Annotated in this window: 7 protein-coding genes and 1 riboswitch; all 7 genes read right to left on the reverse strand. The window is 70.5% G+C overall.

Annotation, left to right across the window (positions count from 1 at the left end; all coding sequences use genetic code 11):
• Positions 1–132 precede the first annotated feature (132 nt).
• Positions 133–834: a hypothetical protein gene (locus V7004_RS14490; protein ID WP_334144872.1), complete on the reverse strand. Its 702-nt coding sequence runs from the start codon at positions 832–834 to the stop codon at positions 133–135.
• Positions 835–933: 99 nt separating this feature from the next.
• Positions 934–1,380, reverse strand: coding sequence for an SRPBCC family protein (locus V7004_RS14495; protein ID WP_334144881.1), 447 nt, complete (start codon positions 1,378–1,380; stop codon positions 934–936).
• A 57-nt stretch (positions 1,381–1,437) separates the two neighbouring features.
• Positions 1,438–2,457: an ABC transporter ATP-binding protein gene (locus V7004_RS14500; protein ID WP_334144873.1), complete on the reverse strand. Its 1,020-nt coding sequence runs from the start codon at positions 2,455–2,457 to the stop codon at positions 1,438–1,440.
• The gene (locus V7004_RS14505) at positions 2,457–4,112 is read right to left on the reverse strand and encodes an ABC transporter permease (protein ID WP_334144875.1); all 1,656 of its coding nucleotides are present in this window, start codon (positions 4,110–4,112) and stop codon (positions 2,457–2,459) included. The genes V7004_RS14500 and V7004_RS14505 overlap by 1 nt, the downstream gene beginning before the upstream one ends.
• A complete protein-coding gene (locus V7004_RS14510) occupies positions 4,088–5,206 on the reverse strand; it encodes a thiamine ABC transporter substrate-binding protein (RefSeq protein WP_334144876.1) in 1,119 nt (372 codons plus the stop codon). Before V7004_RS14510 ends, V7004_RS14505 begins: the two co-directional genes overlap by 25 nt.
• On the reverse strand, positions 5,203–5,922 hold the full coding sequence (locus V7004_RS14515) for a thiamine diphosphokinase (protein WP_334144878.1): 720 nt from the start codon (positions 5,920–5,922) through the stop codon (positions 5,203–5,205). Before V7004_RS14515 ends, V7004_RS14510 begins: the two co-directional genes overlap by 4 nt.
• 20 nt (positions 5,923–5,942) lie before the next feature.
• A riboswitch (TPP riboswitch) is annotated at positions 5,943–6,055 on the reverse strand.
• A 46-nt stretch (positions 6,056–6,101) separates the two neighbouring features.
• Positions 6,102–7,079, reverse strand: a complete 978-nt coding sequence (locus tag V7004_RS14520) for a GDP-L-fucose synthase family protein (protein WP_334144879.1) — start codon at positions 7,077–7,079, stop codon at positions 6,102–6,104.
• Positions 7,080–7,120 lie beyond the last annotated feature (41 nt).

Here is a 7,120-nt window from a genome sequence, read left to right on the forward strand (position 1 = left end):
CCGGAGCACGGGTTCGACCTGCCAGTTGCTGAGGGGAGCGAGCTGCCAGTTGGAGAGGGGAGGTGGAAAGGGTCCGGGAACGCGACAGGACCCCGCCGTAGCGGGGCCCTGCGTGGTCGGAAGGGATGGGTATCAGCCGGTGAAACGTGGGCTGGTCGTCGCCGCCGCCTGCTGTGCCGTGGTGGACGTCGTGGTGGTCGGCGGCAGCGTGGGTGGCGGCTGGGTGGACGGGGTCACGCCCGTGACGATCGTGGTGCCCAGCACCGTGGCCTGGGGGTCCACACACGACAGGTTGAGCGTGATGTTGAGCGGAGCCCCGATCGTGACGCTCAGGGTGATGGTGCCCACCGTGTAGATGATGTCGGTCTCGCCACCTTCCACCTGGCCGGTGAACGGGCCGACCTGGGGCGGGCTGGGCGGTGGAATGGGGATGGTGGCATCCGGTGGGTTGCCCACGATGGTGTTCGGAGAGGCTGCCGAGCCCTGGGCGATCACGGGGAGGGTCAACCCCGAGACGTCAACTGAGCTGATGCCGAGACCCGTGAGGAGGTTGATGGTCTCATCGGTGAGGCTGAGCCCCCAGGTGAAGCTCACCGTCGCGGTGTCGCCCGGGGCCAGGTTCTCGGGAACGTCGGGTGTCACCTGGAACGGGACGTTGAGCGACCCTCCGAAGGAGTTGAGGATGAGCTGGCTGGCCTCGTCCGCGCCGCTGCAGACCCCGTTGACGTTGATCGGCGTCACACCCGCCCCGGCCGACGCGGGCAGTGAGGATCCCAAACCCCCTGCCAGCACCCCCGCGGTCAGGGCGACCGCCAACGATCTACGAAGACGCATGATCTGTCCCTCCCTCGAAGAATCCCCGTCGGTGAACCCGCGCCGGGTCCACGAATTCCGGATCACGCTACTTTGACCCGGGTGGCCGGGCAAGCAGGGTCAGGCGGGGTCGACGGCTGCGAGGTGCGCCAGCAGGCGCGAACGGCCCTGGTCGATCTCCTCGCTGAGCAGCCGCTCGAGCACCGACCCCCCGAACGACCCGCCGTAGTGGAGGTCCATCTCCAGGCGACTCACTGCACCATCGGCGGCGACGCGGGCCTCCAACACCCAGGCTGCGTGCCGACGGCCGTCGAGCTCTCGACGCTCGAACCGCACCCTTCCCGGTGCTTCATGGACGGTACGCACCATCCGCAGCCGCTTCGAGCGCGCCAGTGGACCGATCCGGCCTCGCAGCTCCACCGACCACGCGGGACCGGCATCGCCGGGCGCCGCGGGCGCGGGATCCGCCTTCGGCACGATCGACAGCCACGCCGGGTAGCGACCCAGGTCCTCGACGGCAGCGAACAGGCGGCGGGGCGGGCACGGGGCTTCGAGCGATGCGGTCATCTCCACCCCGCCATTGTGCCCGCCCGGGACCGCAGCGCCCGCTGCGCGAGGCCCGGGTCAACCACGCTCCAACGGCTCGATCGCGCCGGGGAGCACCGTGACCCCCACCTCCGTCCCCACGGCGGGAACCGCCTCCCCGTCGGCGAGCACGTCGAGCGTGGTGCGCTCCCCCAGCCGCACCCGGACCACCTGCTGGTCTCCAACGAAGAGGTGCGCGTCCACCCGGCCTCGCAGCTGCCCGGCGGCGTCGAGCCGCGCGCCGCGGGGGCGGACCAGTACCGACCCGGGACCGGGAGGGAGCCGGGTCGCTCGAGCCAGCACGCCTGCCTCGAAGAGGACCGCGCCGTCGCGGACCTCGACGTCGAACACGTTGGTGAAACCGAGGAAGCGCGCCGACCAGGCGTCCCCCGGACGGGTCCGCAGCTCGGCCGGCGAGCCGCGACGCACTATCCGCCCCTCGCGCAGCAACGCCACCTCGTCAGCCACGCTGAGCGCTTCGTCCTGATCGTGGGTGACGTACACCACCGCCACTTCCAGGTTGGCGAACAACTCCTGCAGCTCGACCAGCAACCGTTCGCGCAGCGCCCGGTCGAGGGCCCCCAGCGGCTCGTCGAGCATGAGCACCCGGGGCGCGGGGGCCAATGCCCGGGCCAACGCCACCCGCTGGCGCTCGCCCCCGGACAACGACGACACCGCCCGGGCCCCGTAGCCGGACAACCCGACCAGCTCGAGCACCTCGCCGACCCGCGCCCGCTGCTCCGCCCGCCCCGCACCGCGGACCCGCAGACCGAAGGCCACGTTGCCAGCCACGTCCAGGTGTGGGAACAAGGCGTAGTCCTGGAACATGAGCCCCACCTGCCGCCGGTGGGTGGGAAGCGGGGTCAGGTCCTCTCCATCGATCCGGATCGAGCCCCGCTCGACGGGTTGCAGCCCCGCGATGGCCCGCAGCAGCGTGGTCTTGCCGCTGCCCGAAGGCCCGAGGACCCCGAGCACCCCGCCGGCGGGCACAGTGGCGGACACCCCGTCGAGGATGCGGCGGCGGTCGATGGTGACGGCGAGGTCCTCGACCTCGAGCATCAGAACTCCCCGATCCGGCCGACCCGGACCCGTTCGATGGCGAGCATCACCGCCACGGTCAACCCCATCAGGATGGTCGACAGGGCCGCGGCCTGCGCGAAGTTGAGCGGGCCCGGTTGGCCGAGGAACCGGTAGATCGCGATCGGGAGGGTCGGCCACTGGCTGCGAGCGAGGAACACGGTGGCCCCGAACTCGCCGAGCGAGACCGCGAACGCGAAACCGGCCGCCGCGAGCAACGCCCGTCCCACGAGTGGCAGATCGACCTCCCGCCACACCCGAGCCGGCCGAGCACCGAGCACGGCAGCAGCCTCCCGAAGCCGCGGGTCGATCGAACGCAGCGTCGGGACCAGCAGACGGATGACGAACGGCACGGCCACCAAGGCGTGTGCGATGGGAAGCAGCGCGAGCGAGTCGCGCAGATCCAGTGGAGGACGATCCAGCGCGATGAGGAACCCGAAGCCCACGGTGACCGCGGAGGTGCCCAGTGGGATCATGAGGAAGGTGTCGATCCAGCGGGCAGTGCGCGCTGCGCCGCGCCCGGCGATCGCGAACGCTGCCATGGTGCCCACCACCAGCGCGATCAGGGTGGCCGCTCCGGCGAAGAGCAGTGAGTTGCGCACCGCGTCCAGAGGGGCGACGAACAGCACGCTCCCGCGCCTCGACGTATCGAGTGCTCGGTACGCGTCGAGCCCCCAGCCGCCTGGCGTCGACAGCGACCGCCCCACCAGCACGGCGAGCGGCGCCGCCAGCAACACCCCGATCACCGCGAGGTTGACCCCGAGCAGCGCCCGATCGCGCCAGCCGGCGAGCGGGCGCGCGGTCTCGGTGGCCGGGCGCAGGAGCTGGCTCACCGAGCGGCGCTCCTGGTAACGGGCGTACACGAACAGCACCGCCACCACCGCCACCAGTTGCACCAGCGCCAGCACCGCGGCGGTGTCGAGGTTCAACAAGCGGGCCGTCTGGGTGTAGATCTCGACCTCCAAGGTGCGATACCTGGGGCCGCCCAGGATCAGCACCACCCCGAAGCTGGTGAAGGTGAACAGGAACACGATCGACGCTGCCGCCGCCACGGCCGGGCGCAGGAGTGGCCAGGTGACGCGCCGGAAGCTCTGCCACCAGCCGGCGCCGAGCACCCGGGCGGCTTCCTCGAGGTGCGGGTCGAGGTGCATCCACAGACCGCCCACCGTCCGCACCACCACCGCGTAGTTGAAGAAGACGTGCGCCAGCAGGATCGCCCACACCGTCCCTCGCAGGTCCACGCCGAGTGGGCTGCGCGGCCCGACGAGGCCCAGGAAGGCAGCGCCCACCACGACGGTGGGTAGGACGAAGGGGACGATCAGCGACGCCCACAGCAGCCGCTTCCCCCGGAACTCGAGCCGGGCGAAGCACCAGGCTGCGGGCATGGCCACGACGACGGTGAGCAGGGTCGAGACCGCCGCCTGCCAGGTGGTGAACCACAACACCCGCCGCAACGCGGGCTCGCCCAGCACCTCGCCGACGACGCCGAGATCCCACTGGCCTGCGGGCCGCAGACCCCGCAACACGATGGCGGCCACCGGGTAGGCGAAGAAGATCGTCAGGAACGCCAGGGGCACCCCGACCAGCAGCAGGCGCCCGAGCCGCCGGAGGATCACTCGGAGAAGAGCTTCGTCCACTCCTCGATCCACCGGTCACGATTGGCAGCCACCTCCGCCGGCGGTAGCGAGAGCGGGTCCGTCGCCAGGGCGGCGAACTTCGTGAAGGCCTCCGGCAAGGCGGCCTGGGTGTTCACCGGGTAGACGAACATGCGCATCGGGACGTCCTCCTGGAAGGGGACGGAGAGCAGGAAGTCGATGAGCTGGCGGGCCGCGTCCGGGTTGGCCGCGCCGGCGAGGATCCCCGCGAACTCGATCTGGCGGTAGCAGGTCGTTGGCACGAACCCGGTCGGTGCGTCCTCGACACTGATCGACGGGTCGGACACCTCTGCTGCCGGGCTGGAGGCGTAGCTCACCACCAGGGGGCGGTCTCCTTCCCCGCTGCCGCCCGAGAAGTCGCTGTAGTAGGCCTGTTCCCAGCCGTCCGCGACCGTGACCCCGTTGCCTTTCAAGGCCCGCCAGTAGTCGAGCCAACCGTCCCCGAATCGTGCCCGGGTGGCCAACAGGAACGCGAGCCCCGGAGTCGAGGTGGCCGGATTCTCGACGACCAGCATCCCCCGGTAGCGCGCATCGGCCAGGTCCTCCAAGGTCTCGGGGACCGGGAGCCCGTCGGCTCGCAAGCGCGACCGGTCGTAGTTCACGCACACGTCGCCCACGTCGATCGGGGTCACCCGATGCTGGGGATCGAGCACGTAGGCAGGATCGACGTCGGCCAGCGAAGGCGATTCGTACGGTTCGAACAGACCCTCGTCGAAGGCCCGGGTCAACAGGTTGTTGTCGATGCCGAACAGCACGTCGCCCTGCGGATTGCGCTTGGTCAGGATGGCCTGGTTCACCACCTCGACCGCGTCGCCACCTCTCACCACCTCGACCTTGATGCCGGTGCGCTGCTCGAATCCGGCGAGGACCGCGTCGCTCACGCTGAACGAGTCATGGGTCAGCAGGCGCACCGAGCCACCGCGGCCGACGCCGGTCGAGGGTGCGGACGTGCCGTCGCCGGGCCCGGACGACCCGCATCCGGCGGCCACCAACGCGACGAGGACGACGAGCACGGCGAGCGCGGCGATCACCGGCACGCGACCGGCGGCGGCGCGGGGGGTGGACAGTGGATTCACCTGATGCCTCCTGTGAGCTGTCGCGAGACGTGCGTGCCCAGACCACCGGGCTGGATGGCGATCAGCACGCCACTGCCGACCTCCACCGTGGCCTGCCCGCCGAGGAACTCGTTGCTGACGCCCCGGGTCGTGCCGGGGAGCAGGGTCTCGCCGGCGAGCGGGTACAGCAGGCCATCCGTGGTCACGCCGTGCACCGGGCCACCGACGGGCAGCAGCGTCACCAGCTCACCCGGCGAGCCCGAGAGCCGAGCCGAGCTACGCACGACGTGGATGCGCGCTCCGCTGTGGCGGGCTTCGATCTCGAGCGGCGCGAACTCGGCGGACGCGAGCACCAAGGCGTTGGCGAGGAGGTGATCGAAGCGACCGCCTCCCCCACCGACCACGAGCACCCGACGGGCCCCGAGCTCCCGCGCCCGCTGGAGCGCGAGCTCGAGGTCGGTATGGTCCTTCGCCTCGGGATGGGGCTCGACCACCGCTCCCCGCGACTCTGCCTGGGCCAGCAGGCCGACGTCGACCGAGTCGAAGTCGCCGACCGCGACGTGCACCGGCCAGCCGAGGTCGAGCGCGTGGTGGAGACCCGAGTCAGCGGCGATGACGTAGGCGTCCCGCGGCACACCGTCCAGGACGTCCGGTGACGGTTGCTCGCCCCCGGTGAACACCACCGCCAGGCGGCCGCTGGGCGCTGGCAACGGGTGGGGGGTTCGTCGGGTGGTCATCGCGTGGTCCTCGGGAACAGACGAGACCAACCGAGCCTCCCTGCGCCGGCATGACCCGGATCAGGTTCGAACGGTCGGAGGGGAACTGCCCTCCCTCTCAGCCCGACGTGCCCGGGCTCCCGTGTTCCTCGGAGAACAGGCTAGCCGGCCTCGCACCCGCCGCAGCTCTGAAGCGAGGATCAGCCGACGGCAGCGGGGACCACGCCCCGGATCCCGCTGTCCTGATGATCGAGGAACCACCGGTAGGTCGCCGCGATGCCCTCACGCAGCGCGATCGTGGGCCTCCACCCCAGGGAGGTGATGCGGCTCACGTCGAGGACCTTGCGGGGCATGCCGTCGGGCTTGGTGGTGTCGAAGACGAGCTCCGCCGTCGGGTGCACGATGTCCCGGATGATCTCGGCGAGCTCGCGGATGGTCACGTCGACGCCCGTGCCGACGTTGATGGGGCCGGGCTCCTCGTACGCCTCCATCAGGAACACGCAGGCATCGGCGAGGTCGTCGACGTGGAGAAACTCACGCCGCGGCGTACCGGTCCCCCAGATCTCGACCGCGGTCTCGCCGCGGGCCTTCGCGTCGTGGAACTTGCGGATCAGCGCGGGGAGCACGTGACTCGAGGCCAGGTCGAAGTTGTCGTTGGGGCCGTACAGATTGGTGGGCATCGCCGAGATGAAGTTGCAGCCGTACTGGAAACGGTACGCATCGCAGAGCTTGATGCCGGTGATCTTGGCCAACGCGTACGCCTCGTTGGTCGGCTCGAGTGGCCCGGTGAGCAACGCGTCCTCGGTGATCGGCTGCGGGGCGAGCCTCGGGTAGATGCACGAGCTGCCGAGATAGAGCAACTTCTCCACCCCAAAAAGGTGGGCGGCGTGCACGACCGTGGCGTGGATCATCATGTTGTCGTAGAGGAACTCCGCGGGCCGGGTGGAGTTCGCGAGGATCCCGCCCACGGTGCCGGCCACCAGGTACACGTACTGCGGGCGATTGGCGCGGAACCAGTAATTCACTGCCGCCTGATCCCGCAGGTCGAGCTGGTCACGCCGCGCGGTGAGGATGTTGGTGAACCCCTCGCGCTCGAGACGACGCACGATGGCGGAGCCGACCAGGCCCGCGTGACCGGCCACGAAGATGGGCGCGTCGAGAGGGATGTCGGTCGTCATAAGGGTGCCCACAGGTTACCGCCCCCGGGTCAGGCCGGCCC

Origin of the sequence: Rhabdothermincola sp. (assembly GCF_036846205.1) — a bacterium.
Taxonomy (GTDB): Bacteria; Actinomycetota; Acidimicrobiia; order Acidimicrobiales; family Acidimicrobilacustridaceae; genus Rhabdothermincola.